This window comes from Pseudomonas sp. Z4-7 (assembly GCF_051131965.1).
Lineage (GTDB): Bacteria > Pseudomonadota > Gammaproteobacteria > Pseudomonadales > Pseudomonadaceae > Aquipseudomonas.
The window spans coordinates 4,749,693-4,776,191 of the sequence record NZ_CP071642.1; the positions used below are offsets into that span (position 1 = coordinate 4,749,693).

The following is a 26,499-nucleotide window of genomic DNA, read 5'->3' on the forward strand; positions in this document are numbered from 1 at the left end:
GGCACCTCGCCAAGGCTCGGCGTGCCCTCACTCCGGCATGGTTAACGGGGCGCCGAGATCAAAGTCAAAAGCAGAGCAACAGCAACAGCAACACATGCGCTTAGCATTTCTGTAGCCGCACCACCGCCATCGCGAGCAAGCTCGCTCCCACACTGGATTCTTCGACAGACACAGACCTCACGGCATACAGGGAACCCCTGTGGGAGCGAGCTTGCTCGCGAAGGGGGCCGCACATTCAACATCTTAATTGACTGACACGCCGCCTTCGCGAGCAGGCTCGCTCCCACAGGGGAAACGCGAGCCAACCGAAACCAGGTCGGCTATCAGGCCGCCTCGCGGTGGACGTCGATCTAGGTCGCCCCGTTTACCACGCTGGCTGAGCGAAGGTGTTGCGCAGTGGGCACCTCGGCATGGATGAAAAAGTGACTCGCCGTCAGGGCGGAACCATAAGCCGCCGTTACCGCAGCAATGGATCTATCTCGTATTCCAAGGACAGATCTAACCCTCCTTAGTGCGATACGCGACTCGTACCATCGACAGTCGAAATCCGCACCCGCTCACCTACACGGAACACTTCGTTCTCCTGAACCTGCTGGACATAGGCACGCATGCTGCCGTCATCCTCACGCACAGTGATCTCTACACCCTGGGTACGGGTCAGGCCTTCTTCAGTAGCGGAGCCGATCAGGCCACCGGCCACGGCGCCGATCACGGCTGCCACGATGCTGCCACGACCACCGCCGATAGCGCTGCCGCCAACACCGCCCACCACCGCACCGGCTGCACCGCCGATCGGGGTCTTGGTGCCTTCGATCTTGACCGGGCGCAGGGACTCGATGGTGCCCATGCGAATCGTCTGCACGCGACGCGCTTCGTCACGGGAATAGGAGTCACCGGTCAGGCTTGACTGGCAGCCTGTCAGTAACATCGCCATCGTGGAAAAGGAAGCAACCAGCAAAACAGACTTGCGCATAGCATCAAACTCCAAAAGACAGTGATCCATTAAACTCCCCCGGCTTGATGCCTGTCACGGCCTCGCCGGGGAAAAAATTGTTTTCATTCAGGTGGGATACAGGCGCACCCGAAAAATTCACCCAACAGTAGCGCCAATTTCGAAAGTTCGCGTCATCGACCCCGGGATTTTCCATGGATTACTTCATCATAGTCGCCACCACCGTCGCCGGTCTGTACTTTCATGGATGGCTCTACGTACGTATCAAACGCTGGATGGACCGCGACCTGGCCTTGTCGTTGGCGGGGCAGGATGGACGGAAGCGAGACTACATGCTGCAACAATTGGCCCTCGCCCGCGAACAAGGGACCAAGCGTCGGGACCTGCCGCACTGGCTCCAGGCCGCTGCGGCAGGTTACTCCGACGTCAGGGCGCCAGACGCTCGCGAATCCAGTCCGCGCCTTGCAGGCGATAGTTGAGGCGATCGTGCAGGCGGCTCGGGCGGCCTTGCCAGAATTCGATGCGCTCGGGCAACAGGCGATAGCCGCCCCAATGCTCGGGGCAATGGGGTTGGCTGTCGCTGAAGCGTTGCTCAGTGGCCTTGAGCAAGTCTTCCAGCTCATCCCGCCCGGCGATCACCCGGCTCTGGGGTGAGGCCCAGGCACCGAGACGGCTGCCCAGCGGCCGTACCTGGTAATAAGCGTCCGACTCTTGCGGGGTGACCTTCACGACCTTGCCTTCGATGCGCACCTGGCGCTCCAGCGTCGGCCAGAAAAACGTCATGGCCGCGAACGGTTTCGCGGCCAGTTGCTGGCCCTTGGCGCTGTCGTAGTTGGTGAAGAACGTGAAGCCCTCGGTATCGAGCCCCTTGAGCAGCAGGATCCGGCAGTGAGGCCTGCCGTCTGCGTCCACTGTCGCCAGGGTCATGGCGTTGGCTTCCACCGGTGCCTGTTCGGTTTTCACCGCCTCGGCAAACCATTGGTGAAACAAGGCGAACGGCTCGGCCGGGGCTTGCGCTTCGGTCAGGCCATCGCGGGTGTAGTCACGGCGCATATCAGCCAGGGTTTGGGTCATGGCGCGTTCCTTGTGGTCAGCCAATCACTGTTTGGCGGTATCGGCGGCAGCGACTTTCTTGCCGTCGGCAGCGGCCTTGGCCGGCTCGGGCTTCTTCGCGGGCGTAGCCTTCTTGGCCGGGGTCTTCTTCGCGGGTGCCTTCGCCGGAGCCTTCTTGGCCGCTGCTTTCTTGGCAGCCGGAGCGGCAGCCTTTTTCGTCGCCGGGGCCGGGGCCGGCGCGGCAGGTTTCACGTCCTGGGCAGCTACCATGGTTACTGGCGCAGGGGCTGGCATGTTGTACTTGCTCAGCAATGCAACCATGGTGTTCGCTGGCGTAACCAGCAACTCGACGCGACGGTTCAAGGCCCGGCCTTCAACGCTGTCGTTGGCCGCACGCGGAGCCACCGAGCCCATGCCACGCAGCATCAGGCGATCACGCTGCAAACCGCTGAGACGGAAAATCGCCGCCACCGATTGAGCACGTTCCTGGCTGAGCTTCAGGTTGGCCGGCGCCGCGCCCGACGTATCGGCGTGACCGAGGATCAGTACGGCGGTTTTCGGATCGGCTTCAAGAATCTTGGCGACGCGAGTGAACGGACCAAGTGTCACCGGCAGCAGCATGGCCGGACGATCAGGGTTGAACGAACCGTCCGCGGGAGCGGTAACCACCAGCACGTTATCGCGACGTTCGAGTTCGAGCTTGCTGTCCTTGATCGCCGTACGCAGCTTCGGCTCATAGTCGTCGAGCCAGGCCTGGGTGACTTTCGGGTCGGGCATCGGCACCGCCTTGGCGGTCTCCTGTTCCTTGCCGCCGAACGGCCACCACCATTTGCCGTTGCTTTCGGCTTCGGCCTTGGCCACGGCTGGCGCCTTGGCTTCAGGTTTCAGCGGTTCTTTTTTGGCGACATCATCCGCGGCGGATTCATCCGAAGAGAACGGCCACCACCAGTGCGTGGCTCCCTCGGCCTTGGCCTGCGGTGCCTCGGCGGCGGGTTTCAAAGGAGCCGATGGCGCCGCGTCCTTGCTCGCGACTTTGTCGGACGAGCCGAACGGCCACCAGCCACCGCCGCCCTCGGCATCATTTTGTGGGTTTTGTGCGCAACCGGTAATAGCGAAGCACAGCGCCAGAGCGAGGGTTTTATTCGATGACATTGGATATCCACAAAATGATCAGGATGAAAAAACAGAGGCCATGTTCCGGCCGCATAAACAGACGCTTGGAAACCGCAAAGGAGCCGAGGTTCCTGTATGCATTACCGACAACCACTATTTACAGACAAGTGGCAAGCACCCGCGCGAGATTCTGCGCGCGCGGGTCCATCAGGACGTAAGGTCCCAATGTGTTGGTCACGAAACCGAACGCAACGTCATGCTCGGGATCGGCAAAACCGATGGAGCCCCCTGCCCCAGGGTGACCGAACGCCCGCGGCCCGAGGCCATAGGTCGCGTTGGGCACATCCGCCTGGTCGAGCATGCAACCCAGGCCGAAACGGGTCTGGGTCAATAAAGTCTTGTCCTCGCCGAAGCTGTGCTGGCGGGTCAGTTCGTCAAGCATTTCGCCTTCCAGCAGGCTGCCATCGAGCAGACCGGCGTAGAACCCGGCGATGCTCCGGGCATTGCCGTGGCCGTTGGCGGCCGGTTGCTGCATGCGGCGCCACTCGGGTTTGTTGGTGCTGGTCATGATCGATGGCGGGTTGGTGAAGGCCCGGGTGGTCATGGCCGAAGGTTCACGCATCGTCACCTGCAACAGGCGCTGTGCCGCCGCATCTCCGGCGTTACCTTTGCCGCGGGCGATATGCGCCACGCGATGAAATTCTTCGTCCGCCAGGCCGACATGAAAATCCAGCCCCAGCGGTCTGGCGACCCGAGCCACGATGGACTCACCCGGCCCTCGGCCATCAGCCCTGCGCAGCAACTCGCCGATCAACCAGCCGTAGGTGATCGCGGCATAACCGTGGCCCTCGCCAGGCGTCCACCAAGGCGTTTCAGCCGCCAGGGCATCGGTCATGGCCTGCCAGTCATAAAGTGCTTCAGGCGCCATCAACTCTCTCAGCGCTGGTAGTCCGGCCTGATGGCAGAGCAATTGCCGCAGGGTGACGGACTCCTTGCCGGCAGCCGCGAACTCGGGCCAGTAGCGGGCAACCGGCGCATCGAGCTGCAGCTTGCCCTCGGCTACCAGTTGCAGGGCAGTGACGGCGGCGAATGTCTTGGTGCAGGAAAACAGATTGGCGATGGTGTCGCTGTGCCAGGCTTCATGACCATCCTTATCGGCGGTGCCGGCCCAGATGTCGACGACGGTGCGGCCGCTCACCTGAATGCATAACGCCGCGCCGCGCTCCTGGGAATTGTCGAACAGCGCCGCAAACGCTTCACGCACGGCCTCGAACTGAAGCTCGTAATGACCTTGAATTTGCACCCGTAACTCCCTTGGAACAAAAGCTTTTTTGTCAATGGCTGGCATTGTTTCAGCGATTGGGGCTTTTGGGAACCGCCGCAAGACGGCTGGTTGAACGCAGCCCCCTGTGGCGAGGGAGCTTGCTCCCGCTGGACTGCGTAGCAGGCCTTGGAAAATTTAACGCGTTTGGCCTGATACACCACCGCGTCAGGTTTTGGGGCTGCTACGCAACCCAGCGGGAGCAAGCTCCCTCGCCACGCAAGCCCCCTCGCCAGACGTCTAGGAAATCTCCCGCCGAAACGGCGGCAGCGCGTTGAGGATCGCCTTGCCGTAGCGTTGGGTCACCAGCCGGCGATCGAGCAAGGTGATGGTGCCGCGGTCTTCCTCGGTACGCAGCAAGCGGCCACAGGCCTGGACCAGCTTCAGCGAGGCATCCGGCACGGAGATCTCCATGAAGGGGTTGCCGCCACGGGCTTCGATCCATTCGGCCAACGCGGCTTCCACCGGATCGTCCGGCACCGAGAATGGAATCTTGGCGATCACCACGTGTTCGCAATAGGCCCCCGGCAAATCGACGCCTTCGGCAAAGCTCGCCAGGCCGAACAGCACGCTGGAATCGCCGCCATCGACGCGGGCCTTGTGCTTGTTCAAGGTTTCCTGCTTCGACAGGTTGCCCTGGATAAATACCTGCTTGCGCCAGTCACGATCGAGACCGTCAAAGACGTCCTGCATCTGTTTGCGCGAGGAAAACAGCACCAGGGTGCCGCGCGAACCTTCCACCAGCGCAGGCAGCTCGCGAATGATCGCGGCAGTGTGGGCGGCGGCATCGCGCGGATCGGCCTTGAGGTCCGGCACCCGCAGCACGCCGGCGTCGGCATGGTGGAAGGGGCTCGGAACTACGGCGGTCACGGCTTTTTTCGGCAGGCCGGCGCGCATGCGGAAACGGTCGAAAGTGCCCAGGGCCGTCAGCGTGGCGGAGGTTACCAGCGCGCCGTAGGCGACGTTCCACAGGTTGCGCCGCAGCATGTCCGCCGCCAGGATCGGACTGGCATTGACCTCGATGTCGAACAGCGAGCCGCTCTCGGCCAGCGTCAGCCAACGCGCCATCGGCGGATTGTCTTCCGGGTCTTCGGTGGTGAACGCGGTCCACAGCTCCCAGTTACCCTGGGAGCGGGACAGCAAGCTGCCGAACAATGGATACCACTCCTCGGCCTGGTTGCTGGCGATGCCGATATTGACCTCGCCATCCATGCCTTCCTTGAGCAGATCGGTCAGGCGCGTGAACAGGTCGGTCAGGCGCGCGAAGCCCTTCTTGAGTTCGATGCCCATCTCGCGCATATGCTCGGGGATCACCCCGCCGACAAACCGATGGCGTGGCCGCTCGCGGCCCTCGACATCTTCGCCGGGCTTGAAGTCGGCCACCTGCTCGCAGGCGGTGAACATGAACTGCTGGTTCGTCTTGATCTCCCGCGCCAGCTCCGGCACCTGCTCGATGAACTTGCCCAGGTCGCCGGGCAACGGATGCTGGGCGAGCAGTTTGGTGAGATTCTTGGCAGTGGTTTCCAGCCAGTCGGCGGTTGAGCGCAGCCGGGTGTAATGGGCGAAATGGCCGATGGCCTTGTCCGGCAGGTGATGACCTTCGTCGAACACATAGATCGTGTCGCGCGGGTCCGGCAGCACGGCGCCGCCGCCCAAGGCCAGGTCGGCCAGGACCATATCGTGGTTGGTGACGATCACGTCGACCTTGCCCATGCCTTCGCGAGCCTTGTAGAAAGCGCACTGGCCGAAGTTCGGGCAATGGCGATTGGTGCATTGGCTGTGGTCGGTGGTCAGGCGCGACCAGTCAGCGTCTTCCAGAGCCGTAGACCAGCTGTCGCGGTCGCCGTCCCACTTATTGCCGGCGAGCTTTTCGATCATGCTGGTGAACAGCTTCTGGCTGGCCTCGTCGACCTCGATCTTGAAACCTTCTTCTTCGAACAGCTGGGCCGTGGCGGTCTGCGCGTGGCCTTCCTGCAACAGCATGTCGAGCTTGGACAGGCACATGTAGCGCCCACGCCCCTTGGCCAGCGCGAAACTGAAATTCAGCCCGCTGTTGCGCATCAGGTCGGGCAGGTCCTTGTAGACGATCTGTTCCTGCAGGGCGACGGTGGCCGTGGCGATCACCAGGCGCTTGCCGGCGGCCTTGGCGGTGGGGATCGCCGCCAGGCTGTAGGCCACGGTCTTGCCGGTACCGGTGCCGGCCTCCACCGCGACGACGGCAGGCTCGCCGCTGCGCCGGCCTTCGTCGTCGGTGTCGATGTCACCCAGGACTTTTGCCACTTCGGCAATCATCAGGCGCTGGCCATATCGCGGCTTGAGGCTCTTGGCTTCGAGAAAACGCGAATAGGCGCCCTGGATCGTGGTTTTGAGTTCGGTGCTGATCATGAATGGTCGGGCGCAAAAAACGCTGGATAAATTTTCAGTGGTTCGGATCGGCGGCTATCATACCCCGCTAATTAATCCTGCGCAGAACGGAGTGACCCAATGACACCCTTTGCCCTCGTCTACACCCTGCATTTGCTGGCGGCCCTGGTCTGGGTTGGCGGTATGTTTTTCGCCTGGATGATCCTGCGACCCGCCGCAATCACGGCGCTTGAGGGCCCTGCCCGGCTCCAGTTGTGGGTAGAAGTGTTTCAGCGTTTTTTCGTCTGGGTCTGGGTGGCCGTGGTGCTTTTGCCGATCAGCGGCGTGGGCCTGATCCACATGCGCTTCGCCGGTTTCGAAACCGCGCCGCGTTACGTGCAGGTAATGATGGGGTTATATGTGGCGATGGCGGCTTTGTTCATCCGTATCCAGGGCCTGCAACTGCCAGCATTGCGTAACGCTGTGACGGCGCAGAACTGGCCGACGGGTGCGGCGGTGCTGGGGAAGATTCGCAAGCTGGTGGGGATCAATCTGTTGATCGGGTTGCTGGTGGTGGCGATTGGCGCGGCTCGGCCGATGTTCTGAAACAGTTATCCAACCCTGTGGGAGCGAGCCTGCTCGCGAAGGCCTCGAATCAGTCGGCATCGGCGTGACTGATCGATTGCTTTCGCGAGCAGGCTCGCTCCCACCTCAGGACAGTTTCGAGACGGCCTAGAACCGCTGCACCGTCACCGCACCCGCTGCGCCGGCAGGCCCTGGCTGGCCATCGGCACCGGGACGGCCGCTCTTGCCGCCGTCGGCGGTGTAGACCAGGCAGCCCTTGGCCTTGCCCCCCGCGCCAGGCTTGCCGCCAGGCCCCGCCGCGCCACCGGCGCCGCCATCTACCAATACCTTGATTTGTTCGTCGGGAAAAGCGCGGGGCAACTCCAGCCGAACCAGCGCGCCGGCCGCGCCCGGCTGGCCATCCGCGCCGTTGCTGCCGTCGGCGCCGCGACCGGCCGAACCCCAAGTGCAACCCGGTGCCTGGCCGTTGGCGCCGTCAAGGCCCACGTAACCTGGCGCACCGGTACCGCCACGGGCATCCACCGACAGCAGCGGCGCGTTCAACGCCTCGAAGCGCAAATTGAGGTTACGCCCCGGGCGCGCCGCCTTGGTATAGGTTCCCGGCGCGCCACGGGCGGTGATCTGGCTGCCTTCAGCCAGTTCGGCCTGGGTGACTTTCATCTCCAGCGCCTGTTGTGCCGGTACGATCGCGATCCTTGCCTCCCGCCCCAGGTGCAATTGGCCGATCGACAGCTCAGTGACGTTCGAAGGCACCAGCAGCGTGCCGTAGTCGGCCACGTCCAATCGCTCCAGGGCAAGCGTGCTGGTGGTGTTGGGCAAGCGCATCAATGAGTGGCTTTCCACCTGGACCACTTGAGCGCTGGCCCACGGGCATACGAGTAATGCGAGCAGACACAGTTTACGCATGGGAGGCCTCTGGCGCGGTCGGGAGGGTTTGCAGGTGAAAGATGCCGAACAGCAGCACCCTGAGGCGATCACGGCCAGGAGCGGGACGACCACGAAACCGAGCCCTGAACAATAAAAGTTCGAGCAGATGGATCACCAGTAACGACACCCCGGCCAGATTGACCAACAGATGCAGCGGATGGACGAACGGCATGACCAGATTGGCCAGCACCACCAGCCAGAACAGCAGGGTCAGCAAGCGCCCCAGCCACCAAAACACCTTCATACGCCCCCCGTTCGAGAATTATTCTTTGCGCGCACAGTAACGGCTTGCGCGCAGGATATGCCAGAGGGCCCGGCAAATTTAATCCAGGCCCAGCGGACCGCCTTCCTGGCGATCCGACGGTTCTGGCCCGCTTGGACGATGATGTTTAACGCTGGATATGCAATTCGACCCGACGGTTCTGGGCCCGCCCCTCATCGGTCTCGTTGTCGGCCACCGGTTGGCTTTCGCCCTTGCCTTCACTCGTGAGTTTTGCCGGGGCCACGCCCTGGGTCAGCAAATACTCCACCACGCTGCCGGCCCGACGTTCCGAGAGGCCCTGGTTATACGCCTCGGTACCGACACTGTCGGTGTGGCCCACCACGCGGATACTGGCGACGTTGGCGTGACTCAGTTTTGCCGTCAGCTCATCGAGCTGGCTCCTGGCCGCGGCGGTGAGGTCGGATTTGTCAAAATCGAACAGCACCTTGCCAGCGTCGTTCAGGGTAATGACTTCGCTGGTGGGCATGTCCGGCTCGGCCGGTGGTGTGCTGGCCGGATATTGCGGCAGCGGGCAGCCGTGATGTTCGACGGGGGTATTGGCCGGTGTATCGGGACAACGGTCGCGACGATCGAATACACCATCGTCGTCTTCGTCGCCGTCCTGGGCGTAGCAGATCAACCCACCGCCCAGCAGCCCCAACGCAGCGCCACCGGCGGCCCAGCCACCGCTTTCGATGGCCCCTAGACCACCGCCGACAAGCCCTCCGATCAAGCTGCAGATCGGCCAGGTACGCTGATTGAGCGAGGCACTGCCATCACTGTGAGTGGCGCAACCGGACAGCAAGCTGCTTGCCAGCAGTAGCGGTAAGGCGGCCTTGATTAGAACGTTCATGGTGAATGCTCCTGTGTCACCGGCCCATACCGGTCACACAGGAGTAAAGACCCGCATCCGCGACTGTACAAGCCGCGGAGAACGAGGGGTTCAGCGGTTTATCTTGATTTCGGTGCGACGGTTCATTGCGCGACCATCGGCGGTTTTGTTATCCGCCACCGGCTGGCTTTCCCCGGCGCCGGCCACCGAGACGAAACTGGCGCGAGGCACGCCGCTTTCGACCAGGTATTGAACCACCGAGTTGGCGCGTTTTTCCGACAGTTTCTGGTTATAGGCATCGCTGCCGACGCTGTCGGTGTGCCCGGTCACTCGCAGTTGTGCGGTGGAGGTTTCCTGCTTCAGCCGGGTCGCGATGGTGCTCAGCACTTCTCTGTCCGTCGGCGTGAGGGTGGCCTTGTTGAATTCGAAATGCACGTCGCGGACCACGATCGTTTCTTCCTGGACCATCACGGGCGCTTCAGCCACTGGTGTCGGTGCGGGTGCCGGTGGTGGGCAGCCGTCGGCATCGACCTGCACGCCCTTCGGAGTGCCCGGGCACTTGTCACGACTGTCCGGCACGCCATCGCCGTCCTCGTCGCCATCGCCATGGGCCCAGCACCAGCCTGCCGCCACCGTACCGGCGACCAGTGCGCCCGGGCCGATCCAGGAACTGCTTTCGATGGCGCCCAATCCTGCGCCGACCACACCACCGGTGGCCGCACAGATCGGCCAGTCGGTTTTTTGCAAACCTGCGCAACCAGTCAACACACTGGTTAGCAGAACCAGGGGTAACGCTGTCCGAACTATGCTCATCGGTTTTTCTCCTTGAAGGATCGGCTTCGCGCCGATTCAGGGGAGTAAAGACCCGACTCGGGTTCTGCGCCAGCGTGACGCAACCACAGCTTTGGCCGCCTGTTTACGGCGGATCGCGGCGTTCGAAGACAAACCGCTCTAGGCCCGTGCGTCCACGCGCGCTATCGTGGCGGTTCTGACTGAGGAACTTCGATGACCGTTGCCATTTCTTCGCGCACGCCCCAGCAGGCGCTGGCCGCCGTGCTTGACCGCTATGCCCCGCAAAAGCTGCTGCTGATCGGCGCCGGCAGCTTCCCCGCGCTCGAGGCATTCCAGCAGGCGCATCCCGACACCGAGGTGGTCCATGCTGCCCCCGGCCCCTTGCCGGCGGATCTGGCTGCGCGGCGTTTCGACCTGGCCCTGGCGCTCGATTGCCTGGAGCATTTGCCCAAGCGCGACGGTCTGAACCTGTTGGGCGGCATTCGCAACCTCAACGCCAGCCGGATTGCCGTGCTGGCCGACCTCAACGCCTGCGGCTGGCAGGAAACCGACTTTTTTTCCCTGGCCCTGCAGGCCAGCGAACGCTTCCAGCGCGAAGATCAGGTGCTGACCCTGTTTACCTACGATCTGCTTGAATACAAGCAGGTACCCGACTGGCTCAACTCACGTTTCTGGGCCAACCCGGAAAACTTTGGAAAATATTGGTGGTAGCTGTGGACACTAGCCTGCATACAACCATTTGCCCCTGCGGCAGCGGCAACCCGTCGGACGCCTGCTGCGGCCATTATCACGACGGTCATCCGGCGCCCTGCGCCGAAGCCTTGATGCGCTCGCGCTACAGCGCTTATGTGCTGGGCCTGGTGGATTACCTGGTGAGCACCACCCTGCCCGCCCAGCAGGACGGCCTCGACCGCCAGGCCATCAGCGAATGGAGCGCCGGCAGCACCTGGCTGGGCTTGGAGGTGGAGAGCAGCGAGGTATTCGGCGGCCAGCCGGAACATGCCTTCGTCACTTTCACCGCACGCTGGCACGACGGCCAGGGCGAACACAGCCACCGCGAACAATCTTCGTTTGTGCAGAACGGCGGGCGCTGGTATTTCATCGACCCGACCGTGCCGGTCAAGACGGGACGCAACGACAGCTGCCCGTGCGGTAGCGGGCAGAAATTCAAGAAGTGCTGCGCCAGTTACTTCATTCGTTGATTTTCGGAAACGTCCGACGCTCGTCCACCGACCAAGGGGGCTAGACTGGAAACAAACCAGAGGCACGGACATGACCCAGACATCTCGATTGCTGCGCATCACTTGCCTGCTGCTGTTCGTCGGGCTAGGGGCGTGTGCGTCCTGGCGAGGTGAAGAGGCACCCGAACCACAGGTGCATCTGGTCAAGGTGGAGGTGGTGCGGGCCCGGTTGCTGGAGCAGAAGTTCATGTTGCACTTTCGCGTCGACAACCCCGGCGAAGACGACCTCACCGTACGCGGCCTGACCTACCGGATCCACCTGGACGACTTACTGCTGACCGAAGGAGAACATGAGCACTGGTTTACGGTGCGCCCCGGACACAGCGCCTATTTCAAGGTGCCGATCCGCACCAACCTGTGGCCGCAGGTGCGCGAACTGGTGAAAATGCTGAAGAAACCCCGGCAACAGATTCCCTATCGTCTGGAGGGGGAGCTGGAAACCGGTTTATTCATCGCCGACTACGTGCACCTGGAACGCAATGGCGTGATAATCGCCGCCGATCTAATTGCGGAGTAACCCCGATGACCCAACAACCCCACGTCCATGGCCCTGATTGCAACCACGACCATGATCATCACCACGATCATGATCACGGCCATGTCCACGGCCCGAACTGCGGCCACGCCCATCAGGAACCCGTGCGCAACGCCCTGAAGGACGTCGGTCGCAACGACCCTTGCCCGTGCGGCAATGGCAAGAAATTCAAGAAGTGCCACGGGGCTTGATGGACCAGGCAAAAAAAATTTTCGCCTGCTAGGCCGCCTTCGCGAGCAGGCTCGCTCCCACACTGGTTCTATGGTGCACACTTATCCCTGTCTGGTTCTGCGGTGCACCACTTTTCCCTGTGGGAGCGAGCCTGCTCGCGAAGAGGCCAGCACATCCATCTCGATTTATCAGCCCGCCGCCAGAATCCGCTCCACGCTGATCACCGTCGCGTACTCCTCATGCAGGTTCCCCAGGGACATCGCATGCACCTCGGCAGCCGAACGGGCATAACCGAAGAAGTCGGGCTTGTCGAAGGTATAACAGGCGTCCTCGGCTACCCACGTATCAAACCCCAGGTTGCCAGCCGTGCGCGCGGTGGACTCCACCGAATTGTTCGTGGCCACGCCGACAATCACCAGTTGCCCGATACCCGCACTGCGCAGATCCGCCTCCAGGGTCGTGCCGCAAAACGCATCGGGCACCTGCTTCTGGACCAGCCCTTCCCCAGCCATGGGCCTGAACCGCTCCTGAACCTCCACGCCTGATTGTCCAGGCCAAAAGACTGACGCCTCGGACCGGGACAGATGATGGACATGGATGATTGGCCGCGCCGACTCTCGCCAGCATCCGAGCAATTCCAGCATGCGCAGCTCCGCCTCGGGATTGTTGCGCGGGCCAAGCCTGGGATGGAGGATGCCTTTCTGCTGATCGATAAGGATCAGCGCCGCGTTTTTCTGTAGCTCCATTCCGGGTCTCTCGGTCGTCGGTTTTCCCCACACTTGAGCACCACCTTCTCTTACAAGCAAGTCTCTGGTGGCCCGGGCTTTCATCGCAAAACATCAAATAACCCCAAAGCCCGCTTGCGCGCCCTTCTCCTGCTCACTAACGTAGCGCCTTTATTGGTGCCACCCCCTCCCGCAGGAGCTTTGCCATGGCCTCGCCAGCCTCGATTTCTTTCTTTCCCAAGCTCGGCGTTGCCGCAGCAGTGGCCAGCCTGCTCGGTTTGAGCGGTTGCCAGGCCTGGAATACCCAGGACACGGTCGCGCCCACCACCGGCGTACAACCGCTCAAGGGGCTGGCGCAGAATGTCTCGGTCCGGCGTAATGCCTTGGGCATGCCGCTGATCGAAAGCAACAGCTTTCATGACGCCCTGTTTGCCCTCGGCTATGTGCATGCCAGCGACCGGATCACGCAGATGACCACCCTGCGCCTGCTCGCCCAGGGCCGCCTGGCGGAAATGTCCGGCGCCGAACGGCTGGACGTCGACCGCTACATGCGCGCCGTCAACCTGAAGAAAAGCGCGGATGAGCTGTACAAGGCATCTTCGCCACGCCTGAAGCGCTTTTTCGAAGTCTATGCGCGAGGCGTCAACGCCTACCTGTTCCGCTACCGCGACAAGCTGCCGGCGGACCTGGCCGCCACCGGCTACAAACCCGAATACTGGAAACCGGAAGATTCGGCGCTGCTGTTCTGCCTGCTTAACTTCACCCAATCGGCGAACCTGCCGGAAGAAGTCGCCGCCCTGGTGCTGGCCCAGAGCGTAACCAACGATAAACTGGCCTGGCTGAGCCCGTCCTACCCGGACGAGCCATTGCCCTTGACCGAAGCCGAAAAGCTGCAGGGCGTCCGGCTCAATGGGCAGATTCCCGGTTTGAACGAAATCAGCAAGGCCAGCGCCGAGCTGGCCAACCTGAACCTGCTGGGCGCAGCGTCTTCGAGCAACTGGGCCATCGGCCCGCAGCGCAGCCGCAACGGCAAGAGCCTGTTGGCCGGCGACAGCCACGGCCCGCTGGGCGTGCCGTCGCTCTGGAGCCCGGTGCAGATTCGCGCGCCCAAATATCAGGCGGCCGGGCTTTCCGTTGCGGGCATCCCGATGATCCTCGCGGGCTTCAACGGTAACGTCGCGTGGAGCATGACCAGTGTTCTCGGCGACAACCAGGACCTGTACTTGGAAAAGATCCGACGCCAGGGCAACGGGCTGTCCTACGAAGCCAACGGCAAGTGGCAGCAGGCGACCGTGCGCAACGAGACCTACTTCATCAAGGGCCAACGGTCGATCAGAGAAGCGGTGTACGAAACCCGCCACGGTCCGTTGCTCAACAGCGCCCAAGGCCCGGCCATGGCCAACGGTCTGGGCCTGGCCCTGCAATTGCCGAGCTTCAGCGACGACAAGACCCTGGACGCGCTCTTCGATCTGTCACGCGCGCAGAACGTCGAAAAAGCCTCCGACGCGAGCCGGGAGATCCGCGCCCTGGCAGTGAACATGGTGTTCGCCGACGCCCGCAATATCGGCTGGCAGGTCACCGGTCGCTACCCGAACCGCCGCGAGGGCGAAGGCCTGTTGCCGTCGCCGGGCTGGGACAGCCGTTACGATTGGGACGGTTACGCCGATCCGATGCTGCACCCCTACGACCAGGATCCGGCCCAGGGGTGGCTCGGCACCGCCAACCAGCGCGTCATTCCCCATGGCTACGGCATGCAACTGTCCAACTCCTGGGCGGCGCCGGAACGTGGCGAGCGCCTGGCCGAACTGGCCGGCGCCGGCAAGCACGACGCGCGTAGCCTGATCGCCATGCAATACGACCAGACCACGACATTCGCCGCCAAGCTCAAGAAAGTCTTCGAAGCCCCGGGCATGGCCCAGCCACTCAAGCAAGCCATCGAAGCCCTGCCGGTGGCGGACCGCGCCAAGGCACGCGAGGCCTATACCCGCCTGATGGCGTTCGATGGCAGGCTCAGTCCGGTTTCTGCCGACGCAGCGATCTATGAGTTGTTCCTGCAAGAAAGCATGAAGCAGACGTTCCTGGATGAACTGGGCCCCGAGGGCAGTCCGGCGTGGAAAGCGCTGGTCGCCAACGGCCAGCTGTCTTATTCGGCCCAGGCCGATCATTTGCTTGGTCGTGAGGACAGTCCGTTCTGGGACGATGTGCGCACGCCGCAAAAAGAAGACAAGGCCGTTATCCTGGCGCGCAGCCTCGCGGCGGCTGTCAGCGCCGGTGACAGTCTGCCGGGCACTGACCACAGCGCCTGGCAGTGGGGCAAGCTGCACCGCCAGGAATGGAAAAACGCCAGCGGCCAGACCGTACGCGGCCCGCTGGCAGCCGGCGGCGATGGCAGCACGCTCAATACCGCCGCGTTCGCCTGGGGCCAGGATTTCAACACGACCCTGGCGCCGGCCACGCGCTTTATCGTTGATTTCAGCCAGCCTGAGCCATTGACGATCCAGGGCGGCGCCGGCCAGTCGGGCAACCCGGCCAGCCCGAACTATCTGAACGGCCTCGATCCGTGGCTCAAGGGTCAGTATCAAAGCCTGCCTTTGCAGCCGCAGAATTTTGACCGGGCGTATGGCAAGACTCGTTTGACCTTGGTTCCTGGTAAATAGGCCGATCTGCCTCTAATGCTATTCACTTAAGGCAATCGACAATCCCGTGGCGAGGGAGCTTGCTCCCGCTGGGCCGCGAAGCGGCCCCAAAAACCTGCCATGTGCGGAGCATCAGTCACACCGCACCCGCCGGTTCACGACTGCTTCGCAGCCGAGCGCTCCCTCGCCACAAGTGCATCCTTTCTTAAATGAACCGCATTACCTGTGGGAGCGAGCTTGCTCGCGATGGCGTCAGCCCATCCCACCAGGAAAACCGATCGAACTTCTCCCCCCGTCCCCGCCTCTACCGGACAAGCCCATCGCCCCGGTAACCGCATGGATCTGGTCATTGCCCGCCCCGAAGGCCTGTATTGTCCGCAGGGAGATTTCTACATCGACCCATGGCGTCCGGTGGACCGCTCGGTCATCACCCACGCCCACGGCGACCACGCCCGCGGCGGCAACCAGCACTACCTGGCAGCGGCACCCGGCGAAGGCATCCTGCGTTCCCGGCTGGGCCAGGACATCAACCTGCAAACCCTGCCCTACGGCGAACGGCTGGTGCACCATGGCGTGACCTTGAGCTTTCATCCCGCCGGCCATGTATTGGGTTCTGCCCAGGTGCGGCTGGAATACCAAGGCGAGGTGTGGGTCGCGTCCGGCGATTACAAAGTCGAGCCCGACGGCACCTGCGCACCGTTCGAGCCGGTGAAATGTCATACGTTCATCACCGAATCCACCTTCGGCCTGCCGATCTATCGCTGGCAGCCCCAGGCGCAGGTGTTCGATGAGATCAATCAGTGGTGGCGCGGGAACATCGCCGCCGGCCGGGCCAGCGTGTTGTTCTGCTATTCCTTTGGCAAGGCCCAGCGAATCCTGCACGGCATCGACGCCAGCCTGGGACCGATACTCGCCCATGGCGCGGTGGAGCCGCTGAACCGGGTCTATCGCGAAGCCGGCGTGCACCTGCCGCCGACGATCTATGCCGGCGATGTGAAAAAGACTGATCCGATCATGAGCCAGGCACTGGTCATTGCTCCGCCCTCCGCCGGCGGTAGCACCTGGATGCGGCGTTTTGGTGATTACAGCGACGCCTTCGCCAGCGGCTGGATGCGCTTGCGCGGCACCCGTCGGCGACGGGGCGTGGATCGGGGCTTCGTGCTTTCCGATCACGCCGACTGGCCCGGCCTGCTCTGGGCCATCGAACAGACCGGCGCCGAACGGGTCATGGTCACCCATGGATCGGTGGCCGTGCTGGTGCGTCATCTCTGTGAACAAGGCCTCGACGCCCAGGGCTTCACCACGGAATACGGCGATGACGAAGAGGACGTCGCCGTGGCGAGCGACAGCGGCGAGGACGCTTCATGAAAGCCTTTGCCGAGCTGTACGCCGAACTCGACGCCACCACCTCAAGCAACGCCAAGCTCGCGGCCATGCAGGATTATTTCAGCAAGGCGCCACCCGAGGACGCCGCCTGGGCGGTGTATTTCCTCTCGGGCGGGCGCCCCAGGCAGTTGGTACCGGTGAAAATCCTCCGCGAGCTGGCGGTCCAGGTGTCCGGCCTGTCTCTTTGGCTATTCGAAGAAAGTTACCAGGCAGTGGGCGATCTGGCCGAAACCATTTCGCTGGTACTGCCCGAATCGCCCCACAGTTCCGATGAAGGCCTGGCGGTGTGGATCGAGGAAAAACTCCTGCCGTTGCGCGGTGAGTCGCCAGAGGTACTGGCACAGCGGCTTCCGGCACTGTGGGCAGAACTTGACCGATCCAGCCTGATGCTCTGCATCAAGCTCATCACCGGCAGTTTCCGCGTCGGGGTGTCAAAGCTGTTGGTCACCCGGGCGCTGGCTACGATGTCCGGGCTCGACAGCAAACGGGTGGCCCAACGGCTGGTGGGCTACACCGATCTGTCCCATCGCCCGACCGCGGCCAGTTACCTCAAGCTGATCGCCGGCGAATCTGCCGATGAACATGCCCAGCGCGGCGGCCAGCCTTATCCGTTTTTCCTGGCCCATGCCTTGTCACAACCGATTGAGCAATTCGACACCTTGTTGGGGCCGGCCAGCGACTGGCAGGTGGAGTGGAAATGGGACGGAATCCGCGCCCAGGTGATCAAGCGTGACGGCCATTTGTGGGTCTGGTCCCGTGGCGAGGACCTGGTGACCGAACGCTTTCCTGAATTGCATTGCCTGGCGCAGGCGTTGCCCGACGGCACGGTAATCGATGGCGAGATCGTGGTCTGGAAAGCCCCGCAGGCGGTCACCGAGGATGCCTTTGATCCGGAAGCGCCGCTGCAGCCGACGGTGCAGCCCTTCGCCCTGTTGCAACAGCGCATCGGTCGCAAGACCTTGAGCAAGAAAGTGCTGGAAGACGCTCCCGTGGTGGTGATGGCCTACGACCTGCTGGAATGGCAGGACGAGGACTGGCGCAGCCGGCCCCAGGCCGAGCGTCGCGAGCAACTGGAGGCCCTGATTGCCCGCTGCCACAGTCCAGTGCTGTTGCCGTCGCCCATCGTCACTGGCCAGGATTGGTTCGACCTCGCCCGCCAGCGCGAAGCGTCCCGCAGCCTCGGCGTCGAAGGCATGATGCTCAAGGCGCGCAACGCGCTGTACGGCGTCGGCCGGACCAAGGACATGGGCGTATGGTGGAAATGGAAGATCGACCCGTTCAGTGTCGACGCGGTGCTGATCTATGCCCAGCGCGGCCATGGCCGGCGCGCCAGCCTCTACAGCGACTACACCTTCGCCGTGTGGGACAACCCGCCCGGCAGCCGCGAACGCACGCTGGTGCCTTTCGCCAAGGCTTACTCAGGGCTGACCGATGCAGAAATGCGCCAGGTCGACAGCATCGTGCGCAAGACCACGGTGGAAAAGTTCGGCCCGGTGAGCAGCGTCACGCCGACCCTGGTTTTTGAGCTGGGCTTCGAAGGCATTGCCTTGTCCAAGCGCCACAAGAGCGGGATCGCGGTACGTTTCCCACGGATGCTGCGCTGGCGCCAGGACAAGACCGTCGAAGAGGCGGACACGCTGGCGACGCTTCAGGATCTTCTCAAGTAACCCCCGCTCTCGTGGCGAGGGAGCTTGCTCCCGCTGGGCGCGAAGCGCCCCCTGATTCTGAAGAACGCACCGCAGAGGGAGGCTGTGCCTCCAGCGGGAGCAAGCTCCCTCGTCACGAAGAGCTAAACCGGACAAACGCACGCTCCATCCCGGTGCGCTTTTTGATGTACGCTCACCCCCGCGCACCATTGCGTTCCGTCTCCCGCCGCCAGTGCTTTTAAAACACTTGTTCGGCACTATGGTTCGGAAATTGCTACCTTTATGCCGTCATACCGTTCAGACCTTCACCGGTAACAATCTTACGCGCCACAAGCGCTCAAATTGGTTTTAGGGACTCAATAATGAAAAAAGCACTGCTGACCCTTTCTGCACTGGCGTTGTGCATGGCCGCCGGCGTCGCCACGGCCAAGGAATACAAGGAACTGCGTTTTGGTGTCGACCCGTCCTACGCCCCGTTCGAATCCAAGGCCGCCGATGGCAGCCTGGTGGGTTTCGACATCGACCTGGGCAATGCGATCTGTGAAGAACTGAAGGTCAAATGCAAATGGGTCGAAAGCGATTTCGACGGAATGATTCCGGGCCTCAAGGCCAACAAATTCGACGGCGTGATCTCGTCCATGACCGTTACCCCGGCCCGTGAAAAGGCTATCGACTTCTCCAGCGAGTTGTTCTCCGGCCCAACGGCCTATGTATTCAAGAAGGGCTCGGGCCTGAGCGCAGACGTTGCCTCGCTCAAGGGCAAGACCGTCGGCTACGAGCAAGGCACCATCCAGGAAGCCTACGCCAAGGCCGTGCTGGACAAGGCCGGCGTCAAGACCCAGGCCTACCAGAACCAGGACCAGGTCTATGCCGACCTGACCTCGGGCCGCCTCGATGCCGCGATCCAGGACATGCTCCAGGCCGAACTGGGCTTCCTGAAGTCGCCAAAAGGCGAAGGCTATGAAGTCAGCCAGCCGGTGGACAGCGAACTGCTGCCATCCAAGACCGCCATCGGTATCAAAAAGGGTAACAAAGAGCTGAAGGCCCTTTTGGATAAAGGTATCAAAGCGTTACACGACGACGGCAAATACGCCGAGATCCAGAAAAAACACTTTGGCGATCTGAATCTGTACAGCGGCAAATAATGCGCGGCGCCCACCCTGAACCGGGTGGGCGCTTTTTTCCTGCCAAAGGCAATGTCCATGTTCGAACAATTCCTACAAAGTCTGGGGCTCTCGGCCTTCAGCCTGCAGGGCTTTGGCCCGCTGCTGATGCAAGGCACCTGGATGACCATCAAGCTGACGGCCCTGTCCTTGCTGCTTAGCGTCCTGCTCGGGTTGCTCGGCGCCAGCGCCAAATTGTCCAGCGTCAAACTGCTGCGTATTCCGGCCCAGCTGTACACCACGCTGATTCGCGGCGTGCCCGACCTGGTGCTGATGCTGCTGATCTTCTACAGCCTGCAAACTTGGCTGACGTCTTTTACCGATTTCATGGAATGGGAATACATCGAGATCAACCCGTTCGGCGCCGGGGTCATCACCCTGGGCTTCATTTACGGTGCGTACTTCACCGAAACCTTTCGCGGCGCGATCCTCGCGGTGCCTCGCGGGCAGGTCGAAGCAGCCACGGCCTACGGTCTCAAGCGTGGCCAGCGTTTCCGTTATGTCGTGTTCCCGCAAATGATGCGCTTTGCCCTGCCGGGCATCGGCAACAACTGGATGGTCATGCTCAAGGCCACCGCCCTGGTGTCGATCATCGGCCTGGCCGACCTGGTCAAGGCCGCCCAGGATGCGGGCAAAAGCACCTACCAGCTGTTTTATTTCCTGGTGCTGGCGGCGCTCATCTATCTGCTGATCACTAGTGCATCCAACTTTATCCTGCGCTGGCTTGAACGCCGCTACGCCGCCGGAGCCCGGGAGGCCGTGCGATGATCGAACTCCTGCAGGAATACTGGCGACCCTTTCTCTACAGCGACGGCGTCCACATCACCGGCCTGGCGATGACCCTGTGGCTGCTCAGCGCTTCGTTGCTGATCGGCTTCGTAGTGTCGATTCCGCTGTCCATCGCCCGGGTTTCACCCAGGTTCTACGTCCGCTGGCCCGTGCAGTTCTATACCTACCTGTTCCGTGGCACGCCGCTCTATATCCAATTGCTGATCTGCTACACCGGCATCTACAGCATCGAGGCGGTGCGCGCCCAACCCGTGCTCGACAGTTTCTTTCGCGACGCGATGAACTGCACGATCCTGGCGTTCGCATTGAACACCTGCGCCTACACCACGGAGATCTTTGCCGGGGCGATTCGCAGCATGAACCACGGCGAAGTCGAAGCGGCCAAGGCTTACGGATTGACCGGCTGGAAGCTCTACACGTACGTGATCATGCCTTCGGCGCTGCGTCGTTCGCTGCCGTACTACAGCAACGAAGTGATATTGATGCTGCACTCGACGACCGTGGCGTTCACCGCTACCGTTCCAGACGTGCTGAAGGTCGCCCGGGACGCCAACTCGGCCACCTTCCTGACGTTCCAGTCGTTCGGGATCGCCGCGTTGATCTACCTGACCGTCACGTTTGCACTGGTGGGCCTCTTCCGTCTCGCCGAACGCCGCTGGCTGGCCTTTCTCGGGCCGACCCACTAAGGCTTCCGTTCCCAGGACATACATGTAAATGCGCCACCAGATCCATGACCTGCTGGCCCCGCTGCCGGGGACCGCACGCAAGATCCACAGCTTTCATTTCGGCCCGGAAAAAGCCGCCGGCAAAATCTATGTCCAGTCGTCCCTGCATGCCGATGAGTTGCCCGGCATGCTGGTCGCCTGGCACCTCAAGCAGCGCCTGGCCGAACTCGAGGCTTCGGGCCACCTGCGGCACGAAATCGTGCTGGTGCCGGTCGCCAACCCGATCGGCCTCGAACAGGTACTGATGGACGTGCCTCTGGGCCGTTACGAATTGGAGAGCGGGCAGAATTTCAACCGCCGGTTCGTCGACCTGAGCGAAGAGATCGGCAACGAAATCGAAGGCCTGCTGACCGACGACCCGCAGCACAACCTGATGCTGATCCGCACCAGCCTGCGCGACGCCCTGAGTCGGCAGACCGCCAGCACCCAACTGCAATCCCAGCGGCTGGTCTTGCAACGCCTGGCGTGTGATGCCGACATGGTGCTTGACCTGCATTGCGATTTCGAAGCCGTCGCCCATCTCTACACCACGCCCGAGGCCTGGCCGCGGGTCGAGCCGCTGGCGCGCTACATCGGCGCCGAGGCCAGCCTGTTGGCGACCGACTCGGGCGGCCAATCGTTCGACGAATGCTTCACGCTGCTCTGGTGGCAGCTCAAGGAGCGTTTCGGTGAGCGCTTCGAAATTCCCTTGGGCAGTTTTTCGGTAACTGTCGAATTGCGCGGCCAGGGTGACGTCAACCATGGCCTGGCGAGTCTCGACTGCCAGGCCCTGATCGAATACCTGATCCACTTCGGCGCCATCGACGGTGAGCCGGTGCCGTTGCCCGACCTGCCCTACCCGGCCACGCCGCTGGCAGGCGTCGAACCGGTGGCGACACCGGTCGGCGGCCTGCTGGTCTACAGCGCCCTACCCGGTGAGTACCTGGAGGCGGGACAGCTGATCGCCGAAATCATCGACCCGGTCAACGACACCGTCAACCCCGTTCATTGCCGTAATGCCGGGCTGCTGTACGCCCGCTCGCTGCGTCGCATGGCCACCGCCGGCATGGTCATCGCCCATGTCGCCGGGACCGAAGCCTACCGCAGCGGCTACCTACTTTCGCCTTGAGGATGCCTGTTCCATGTACAAACTGACCATCGAAGGCCTGCACAAAAGTTATGGCCACCATGAGGTGCTCAAAGGGGTTTCGCTCAAGGCCAGGACCGGCGACGTGATCAGCCTGATCGGCGCAAGCGGCTCGGGCAAAAGCACCTTCCTGCGCTGCATCAATTTCCTTGAACAACCCAACGACGGCGCCATGAGCCTGGACGGCCAATCGATCCAGATGATCAAGGATCACCACGGCATGCGCGTGGCTGACGCCGACGAGCTGCAACGCATCCGCACGCGCCTGGCCATGGTGTTCCAGCACTTCAACCTGTGGAGCCACATGACCGTGCTGGAAAACATCACCATGGCGCCGCGCCGGGTGCTGGGCGTCAGCAAGCAGGAAGCCGAGGATCGCGCCCGCCGTTATCTCGACAAGGTCGGCCTGCCGGCACGTGTTGCCGAGCAATACCCGGCGTTCCTGTCCGGTGGCCAGCAACAACGCGTGGCGATTGCCCGCGCCTTGGCCATGGAGCCTGAGGTCATGCTGTTTGACGAACCGACCTCGGCCTTGGACCCGGAACTGGTAGGTGAAGTATTAAAAGTGATCCAAGGCCTGGCCGAAGAAGGCCGGACCATGATCATGGTGACCCATGAAATGAGCTTCGCCCGCAAGGTATCCAATCAGGTGCTGTTCCTGCACCAGGGCCTGGTGGAAGAAGAAGGCGCGCCGGAAGACGTGCTGGGCAGCCCGAAGAGCGAACGGCTCAAGCAGTTCCTCAGTGGCAACCTGAAATAACCCTCGACACACCTGAGAGCCTGTTTTTGTGACGAACCGCTTTTTGTGGCGAGGGAGCTTGCTACCGCTGGAGGCGCAGCCTCCCCTGCAGTGTTCCATCCAGATCCAGAGGGCCGCTTCGCAGCCCAGCGGGAGCAAGCTCCCTCGCCACAGAAGCGCGCTCGCCACAATGTCCTGCATAAAACCTTTCATACCCCACCGTGGTCTTTGAAGAAGGACTTTCAGGGCGCATACCGCACGCATGGCGACATCCAGCAACTTCGCGAAACAGTGGTTCGATGCCCGCGGCTGGAAGCCGTTCGCCTTTCAAAAACAGGTATGGGCTGCGGTCAAGCGTGGCGAGTCGGGGCTGTTGCATGCCAATACCGGCGCCGGCAAGACTTACGCCGTCTGGTTTGCCGCACTCAACCGTTTCGCCCGCAGCGTGCCGCCACCGGACAAGCCTCGTAAACGCAAGCCGCCGACCGAACCGCTGACGGTCTTGTGGATAACGCCGATGCGAGCGCTGGCCGCCGACACCGGCAAGGCTCTAGAAGCGCCCCTCGATCCGCTGCAGATTCCCTGGAGCGTAGGCCTGCGCACCGGTGACACCAGCGCCAGCGAACGCGCCCGACAAGGCCGGCGCTTGCCCACGGCGCTGATCACCACGCCCGAAAGCCTGACGCTGATGCTCGCCCGCGCTGATGCGCAAACGGCCGTGTCGACCCTGCGCATGGTCGTGGTAGACGAGTGGCACGAATTGCTCGGCAACAAGCGCGGCGTGCAACTGCAGCTGGCCCTGGCTCGCTTGCGCTACTGGCACCCCGGGCTGATTGTCTGGGGCGTATCCGCGACCCTGGGTAACCAAGCCCACGCCGAGCAGGTATTGATCCCACAAGGCAGCGGAATAAGTGTGCAGGGCGCCGATGCCAAGGCGTTGCAGGTCGATACGCTGTTGCCGCCAACCCTCGAACGGTTTCCATGGGCGGGGCATATCGGCCTGAAGATGTTGCCGCAGGTGGTCGCTGAGATAGACACCAGCAGCAGTTGCCTGGTCTTTACCAATACTCGCGCGCAAGCGGAAATCTGGTACCAGGCCATTCTTGAGGCGCGCCCGGATTGGGCCGGGCTGATCGCGTTGCACCATAGTTCGCTGTCCCGCGACACCCGCGACTGGGTGGAACGGGCGTTGAAGGACGGCCAGCTCAAGGCAGTCGTGTGTACCTCCAGCCTCGACCTGGGGGTGGATTTTCTGCCCGTGGAACGCGTGCTACAGATTGGCTCGGCGAAAGGCGTCGCCCGCTTGATGCAACGCGCCGGACGCTCCGGCCATGCACCGGGGCGGACCTCGCGAATAACCCTGGTGCCAACCCACAGCCTGGAGCTGATCGAGGCCGCTGCCGCCCAGGACGCCGTGGCGCAGCGGCGAATCGAGCCGCGTGAATCGCCCCACAAGCCTTTGGATGTTCTGGTCCAGCATCTGGTCAGCATGGCCCTGGGTGGCGGTTTTGTTTCAGATGAGCTGTTTGATGAGGTACGCGGCGCCTGGGCCTACCGCGACCTGAACCCGGCCGAGTGGGCCTGGGCGCTGGCGTTCGTGCGCCACGGCGGCCTGTCGCTGACCGCCTACCCTGATTATCGGCGGGTCGAACCGGATGAACAGGGGATCTGGCGCGTGCCTGACGCCCGTCTGGCACGGCGCCACCGCATGAGTATCGGCACTATCGTCAGTGACGCCAGCCTGCAATTGAAATTCTGGAGCAAGGGCGGCGGCGGCAAGACCCTGGGCAGCGTGGAAGAAGGCTTCATCGCACGCTTGCGCCCCGGCGATGGATTCCTCTTTGCCGGGCGGTTGCTGGAGTTGGTCCGGGTCGAGGACATGACCGCTTACGTACGCCGCAGCCAGGCAAAAAAAGCCGCCGTGCCGCGCTGGAATGGCGGACGCATGCCGCTTTCCAGCGAGCTCGCTGCCGCGGTCGTCGCGCGCTTGAGCGAAGCCGCCAAGGGCCGTTTCGACGGACCAGAAATGCAAGCCGTACAGCCGCTGCTGTCAACGCAGCTGCGTTGGTCCGGCCTGCCGACGCAGGGAACGCTGCTGGCCGAAGCGCTCAAGTCCCGGGAGGGTTGGCACCTGTTCCTGTATCCGTTCGCCGGGCGCCAGGTACATCTGGGCCTGGCCAGCCTGTTGGCCTGGCGCGTCAGCCAGCGCCAACCGGTGACGTTCTCGATTGCGGTCAATGACTACGGCCTGGAATTGCTCAGCGCCACCGAACTGGATTGGTCAACGCATCTGAACCCGGCGCTGTTGCGCACCGATGGCTTGCTGGCCGACGTTCTAGCCAGCCTGAACGCCGGAGAACTGGCCCTGCGCCGCTTCCGCGAAATCGCCCGGATCGCCGGGCTGGTGTTCGCCGGCTACCCCGGCGCCCCGAAGAGCACCCGCCAAGTGCAGGCTTCCAGCGGGTTGTTCTATCAAGTATTCAAGCAGTATGACGCCGATAACCTGCTGCTGGCCCAGGCCGGCGAGGAAGTTTTGCGCGAAGAATTGGATATACGCCGACTGGAGCAGACCTTGGAACGCCTCGATACCTTGAAACTCGACCTGCACCTGATCAAACGCCCTACTCCGCTGGGCTTCCCCTTGCTGGTAGAGCGATTCCGCGAAAGCATGAGCTCGGAAAAGCTCGCCGATCGCATCCGGCGCATGGTCAGCGAACTGGAAAAAACCGCTGATCGAGGAAGCGCCTGATGCCCGCGCCGTATCCCGTCAACCTCGCGGGCGAAGAGCTCTGGCTGTTGCCGCAAAAAGCCCTGTACTGGCCGGCCCAGGAAACCCTGATGGTGGCCGATGTGCATTTCGGCAAGGCGGCGGCCTACCGTAGCCTCGGCCAACCGGTACCCCACGGCACCACGGCGAACAACATCGCCATGCTTGACGAGTTGCTGGCGAGCCTGCCGTGCCGACTGCTGATATTCCTCGGGGACTTCCTGCATGGGCCTGGCTCTCATGCCCCAGGCACTTTGAAGGCCCTTGCCGACTGGCGTGAACGGCATCGCAAACTAGCCATCACGCTGATCCGCGGCAATCACGACAAGCGCGCCGGCGATCCGCCAACGGCACTCAATATCCGCGTCGTCCCCGAGCCATTGCTGTTGGGCCCTTTCGCCGTGCAACACGAGCCTACCCCACATCCAAGTCGACACGTACTCGCCGGGCACGTGCACCCGGTCTACCACCTGAACGGTAAAGGCCGGCAACGCCTGCGCCTGCCTTGCTTCCGCCTCGGTAGCGAGATCAGCCTGCTACCGGCCTTCGGCGCCTTCACGGGAGGCTACCGGGTCGATCAGGACAACGACTGCAAGATCTTCGTGGTGGGCGACAACGAAATATGGCCCGTCAGTTGAAGCGATCAGGCTTCAACAACTGAAGGGCCTTT

26 protein-coding genes are annotated in these 26,499 nt (G+C 62.6%); 16 read left to right on the plus strand and 10 right to left on the minus strand.

Annotation, left to right across the window (positions count from 1 at the left end; all coding sequences use genetic code 11):
• Positions 1-508: 508 nt before the first annotated feature.
• Positions 509-973: a glycine zipper 2TM domain-containing protein gene (locus J3P91_RS21215; protein WP_003184697.1), complete on the minus strand. Its 465-nt coding sequence runs from the start codon at positions 971-973 to the stop codon at positions 509-511.
• 173 nt (positions 974-1,146) lie between these two features.
• On the opposite strand from J3P91_RS21215, the gene J3P91_RS21220 reads away from it, so the two are divergent.
• Positions 1,147-1,431 carry a hypothetical protein gene (locus J3P91_RS21220; RefSeq protein WP_434601657.1) on the plus strand — a complete coding sequence of 95 codons (285 nt, stop codon included), beginning with the start codon at positions 1,147-1,149 and terminating at the stop codon, positions 1,429-1,431.
• Here the strand turns inward: J3P91_RS21220 and pdxH are convergent.
• The 4 genes from pdxH to dinG form a co-directional block, all read right to left on the minus strand.
• Complete coding sequence (gene pdxH / locus J3P91_RS21225) at positions 1,379-2,026, minus strand: pyridoxamine 5'-phosphate oxidase (protein WP_434601658.1); 648 nt, start codon at positions 2,024-2,026, stop codon at positions 1,379-1,381. The genes J3P91_RS21220 and pdxH overlap by 53 nt on opposite strands.
• 24 nt (positions 2,027-2,050) lie before the next feature.
• On the minus strand, positions 2,051-3,157 hold the full coding sequence (locus tag J3P91_RS21230) for an OmpA family protein (RefSeq protein ID WP_434601659.1): 1,107 nt from the start codon (positions 3,155-3,157) through the stop codon (positions 2,051-2,053).
• Positions 3,158-3,275: 118 nt separating this feature from the next.
• Positions 3,276-4,421, minus strand: a complete 1,146-nt coding sequence (locus J3P91_RS21235; protein WP_434572239.1) for a serine hydrolase domain-containing protein — start codon at positions 4,419-4,421, stop codon at positions 3,276-3,278.
• A gap of 258 nt (positions 4,422-4,679) precedes the next feature.
• Positions 4,680-6,824: an ATP-dependent DNA helicase DinG gene (gene dinG / locus J3P91_RS21240; RefSeq protein WP_434601660.1), complete on the minus strand. Its 2,145-nt coding sequence runs from the start codon at positions 6,822-6,824 to the stop codon at positions 4,680-4,682.
• 99 nt (positions 6,825-6,923) lie between these two features.
• On the opposite strand from dinG, the gene J3P91_RS21245 reads away from it, so the two are divergent.
• Positions 6,924-7,388 carry a CopD family protein gene (locus J3P91_RS21245; protein ID WP_434601661.1) on the plus strand — a complete coding sequence of 155 codons (465 nt, stop codon included), beginning with the start codon at positions 6,924-6,926 and terminating at the stop codon, positions 7,386-7,388.
• 126 nt (positions 7,389-7,514) lie between these two features.
• On the opposite strand, the gene J3P91_RS21250 is transcribed toward J3P91_RS21245, so the two are convergent.
• The 4 genes from J3P91_RS21250 to J3P91_RS21265 all read right to left on the minus strand — a co-directional run bounded on the left by J3P91_RS21250 (position 7,515) and on the right by J3P91_RS21265 (position 10,201).
• Positions 7,515-8,273: a collagen-like protein gene (locus J3P91_RS21250; RefSeq protein ID WP_434601662.1), complete on the minus strand. Its 759-nt coding sequence runs from the start codon at positions 8,271-8,273 to the stop codon at positions 7,515-7,517.
• Positions 8,266-8,538 carry a DUF1145 domain-containing protein gene (locus J3P91_RS21255; protein ID WP_434601663.1) on the minus strand — a complete coding sequence of 91 codons (273 nt, stop codon included), beginning with the start codon at positions 8,536-8,538 and terminating at the stop codon, positions 8,266-8,268. The genes J3P91_RS21250 and J3P91_RS21255 overlap by 8 nt, the downstream gene beginning before the upstream one ends.
• Before the next feature lie 145 nt (positions 8,539-8,683).
• Positions 8,684-9,409 carry an OmpA family protein gene (locus J3P91_RS21260; RefSeq protein ID WP_434601664.1) on the minus strand — a complete coding sequence of 242 codons (726 nt, stop codon included), beginning with the start codon at positions 9,407-9,409 and terminating at the stop codon, positions 8,684-8,686.
• Between the two features lie 90 nt (positions 9,410-9,499).
• Positions 9,500-10,201, minus strand: a complete 702-nt coding sequence (locus J3P91_RS21265; RefSeq protein ID WP_434572229.1) for an OmpA family protein — start codon at positions 10,199-10,201, stop codon at positions 9,500-9,502.
• 192 nt (positions 10,202-10,393) lie between these two features.
• Between J3P91_RS21265 and J3P91_RS21270 the strand changes: the two genes are divergently transcribed.
• The 4 genes from J3P91_RS21270 (at position 10,394) to J3P91_RS21285 (ending at position 12,147) form a co-directional block, all read left to right on the plus strand.
• The gene (locus J3P91_RS21270; RefSeq protein WP_434601665.1) at positions 10,394-10,891 is read left to right on the plus strand and encodes a DUF6231 family protein; all 498 of its coding nucleotides are present in this window, start codon (positions 10,394-10,396) and stop codon (positions 10,889-10,891) included.
• A gap of 14 nt (positions 10,892-10,905) precedes the next feature.
• Positions 10,906-11,382 carry a YchJ family protein gene (locus tag J3P91_RS21275; protein ID WP_434574112.1) on the plus strand — a complete coding sequence of 159 codons (477 nt, stop codon included), beginning with the start codon at positions 10,906-10,908 and terminating at the stop codon, positions 11,380-11,382.
• A 70-nt stretch (positions 11,383-11,452) separates the two neighbouring features.
• Entirely contained in the window at positions 11,453-11,938 is a 486-nt protein-coding gene (locus J3P91_RS21280; protein ID WP_434601666.1) for an LEA type 2 family protein, read from the plus strand.
• A gap of 5 nt (positions 11,939-11,943) precedes the next feature.
• Entirely contained in the window at positions 11,944-12,147 is a 204-nt protein-coding gene (locus tag J3P91_RS21285) for an SEC-C metal-binding domain-containing protein (RefSeq protein WP_003198420.1), read from the plus strand.
• Positions 12,148-12,315: 168 nt separating this feature from the next.
• Here J3P91_RS21285 and J3P91_RS21290 read toward each other — a convergent pair whose 3' ends face one another.
• A complete protein-coding gene (locus J3P91_RS21290) occupies positions 12,316-12,873 on the minus strand; it encodes a cysteine hydrolase family protein (RefSeq protein ID WP_434601667.1) in 558 nt (185 codons plus the stop codon).
• A 185-nt stretch (positions 12,874-13,058) separates the two neighbouring features.
• On the opposite strand from J3P91_RS21290, the gene J3P91_RS21295 reads away from it, so the two are divergent.
• From J3P91_RS21295 to pdeM, 10 genes are all read left to right on the plus strand, one after another.
• The gene (locus J3P91_RS21295) at positions 13,059-15,509 is read left to right on the plus strand and encodes a penicillin acylase family protein (protein ID WP_434601668.1); all 2,451 of its coding nucleotides are present in this window, start codon (positions 13,059-13,061) and stop codon (positions 15,507-15,509) included.
• 315 nt (positions 15,510-15,824) lie between these two features.
• Entirely contained in the window at positions 15,825-16,856 is a 1,032-nt protein-coding gene (locus J3P91_RS21300) for a ligase-associated DNA damage response exonuclease (RefSeq protein ID WP_434601669.1), read from the plus strand.
• On the plus strand, positions 16,853-18,541 hold the full coding sequence (locus J3P91_RS21305; protein WP_434601670.1) for an ATP-dependent DNA ligase: 1,689 nt from the start codon (positions 16,853-16,855) through the stop codon (positions 18,539-18,541). The genes J3P91_RS21300 and J3P91_RS21305 overlap by 4 nt, the downstream gene beginning before the upstream one ends.
• 341 nt (positions 18,542-18,882) lie before the next feature.
• The gene (locus J3P91_RS21310) at positions 18,883-19,665 is read left to right on the plus strand and encodes a transporter substrate-binding domain-containing protein (protein WP_305499201.1); all 783 of its coding nucleotides are present in this window, start codon (positions 18,883-18,885) and stop codon (positions 19,663-19,665) included.
• A 57-nt stretch (positions 19,666-19,722) separates the two neighbouring features.
• Positions 19,723-20,451, plus strand: coding sequence for an ABC transporter permease (locus tag J3P91_RS21315; RefSeq protein WP_434601671.1), 729 nt, complete (start codon positions 19,723-19,725; stop codon positions 20,449-20,451).
• A complete protein-coding gene (locus J3P91_RS21320) occupies positions 20,448-21,158 on the plus strand; it encodes an ABC transporter permease (RefSeq protein WP_305499199.1) in 711 nt (236 codons plus the stop codon). The genes J3P91_RS21315 and J3P91_RS21320 overlap by 4 nt, the downstream gene beginning before the upstream one ends.
• Before the next feature lie 28 nt (positions 21,159-21,186).
• Positions 21,187-22,305 (plus strand): succinylglutamate desuccinylase/aspartoacylase family protein, encoded by a 1,119-nt coding sequence (locus J3P91_RS21325; RefSeq protein ID WP_434601672.1) that lies wholly within the window; start codon positions 21,187-21,189, stop codon positions 22,303-22,305.
• 13 nt (positions 22,306-22,318) lie between these two features.
• A complete protein-coding gene (locus tag J3P91_RS21330) occupies positions 22,319-23,083 on the plus strand; it encodes an ABC transporter ATP-binding protein (RefSeq protein WP_434572213.1) in 765 nt (254 codons plus the stop codon).
• A 241-nt stretch (positions 23,084-23,324) separates the two neighbouring features.
• Entirely contained in the window at positions 23,325-25,811 is a 2,487-nt protein-coding gene (locus J3P91_RS21335) for a ligase-associated DNA damage response DEXH box helicase (protein ID WP_434601673.1), read from the plus strand.
• Complete coding sequence (gene pdeM, locus J3P91_RS21340; protein ID WP_434601674.1) at positions 25,811-26,467, plus strand: ligase-associated DNA damage response endonuclease PdeM; 657 nt, start codon at positions 25,811-25,813, stop codon at positions 26,465-26,467. Before J3P91_RS21335 ends, pdeM begins: the two co-directional genes overlap by 1 nt.
• The last annotated feature ends 32 nt before the right edge of the window (positions 26,468-26,499 follow it).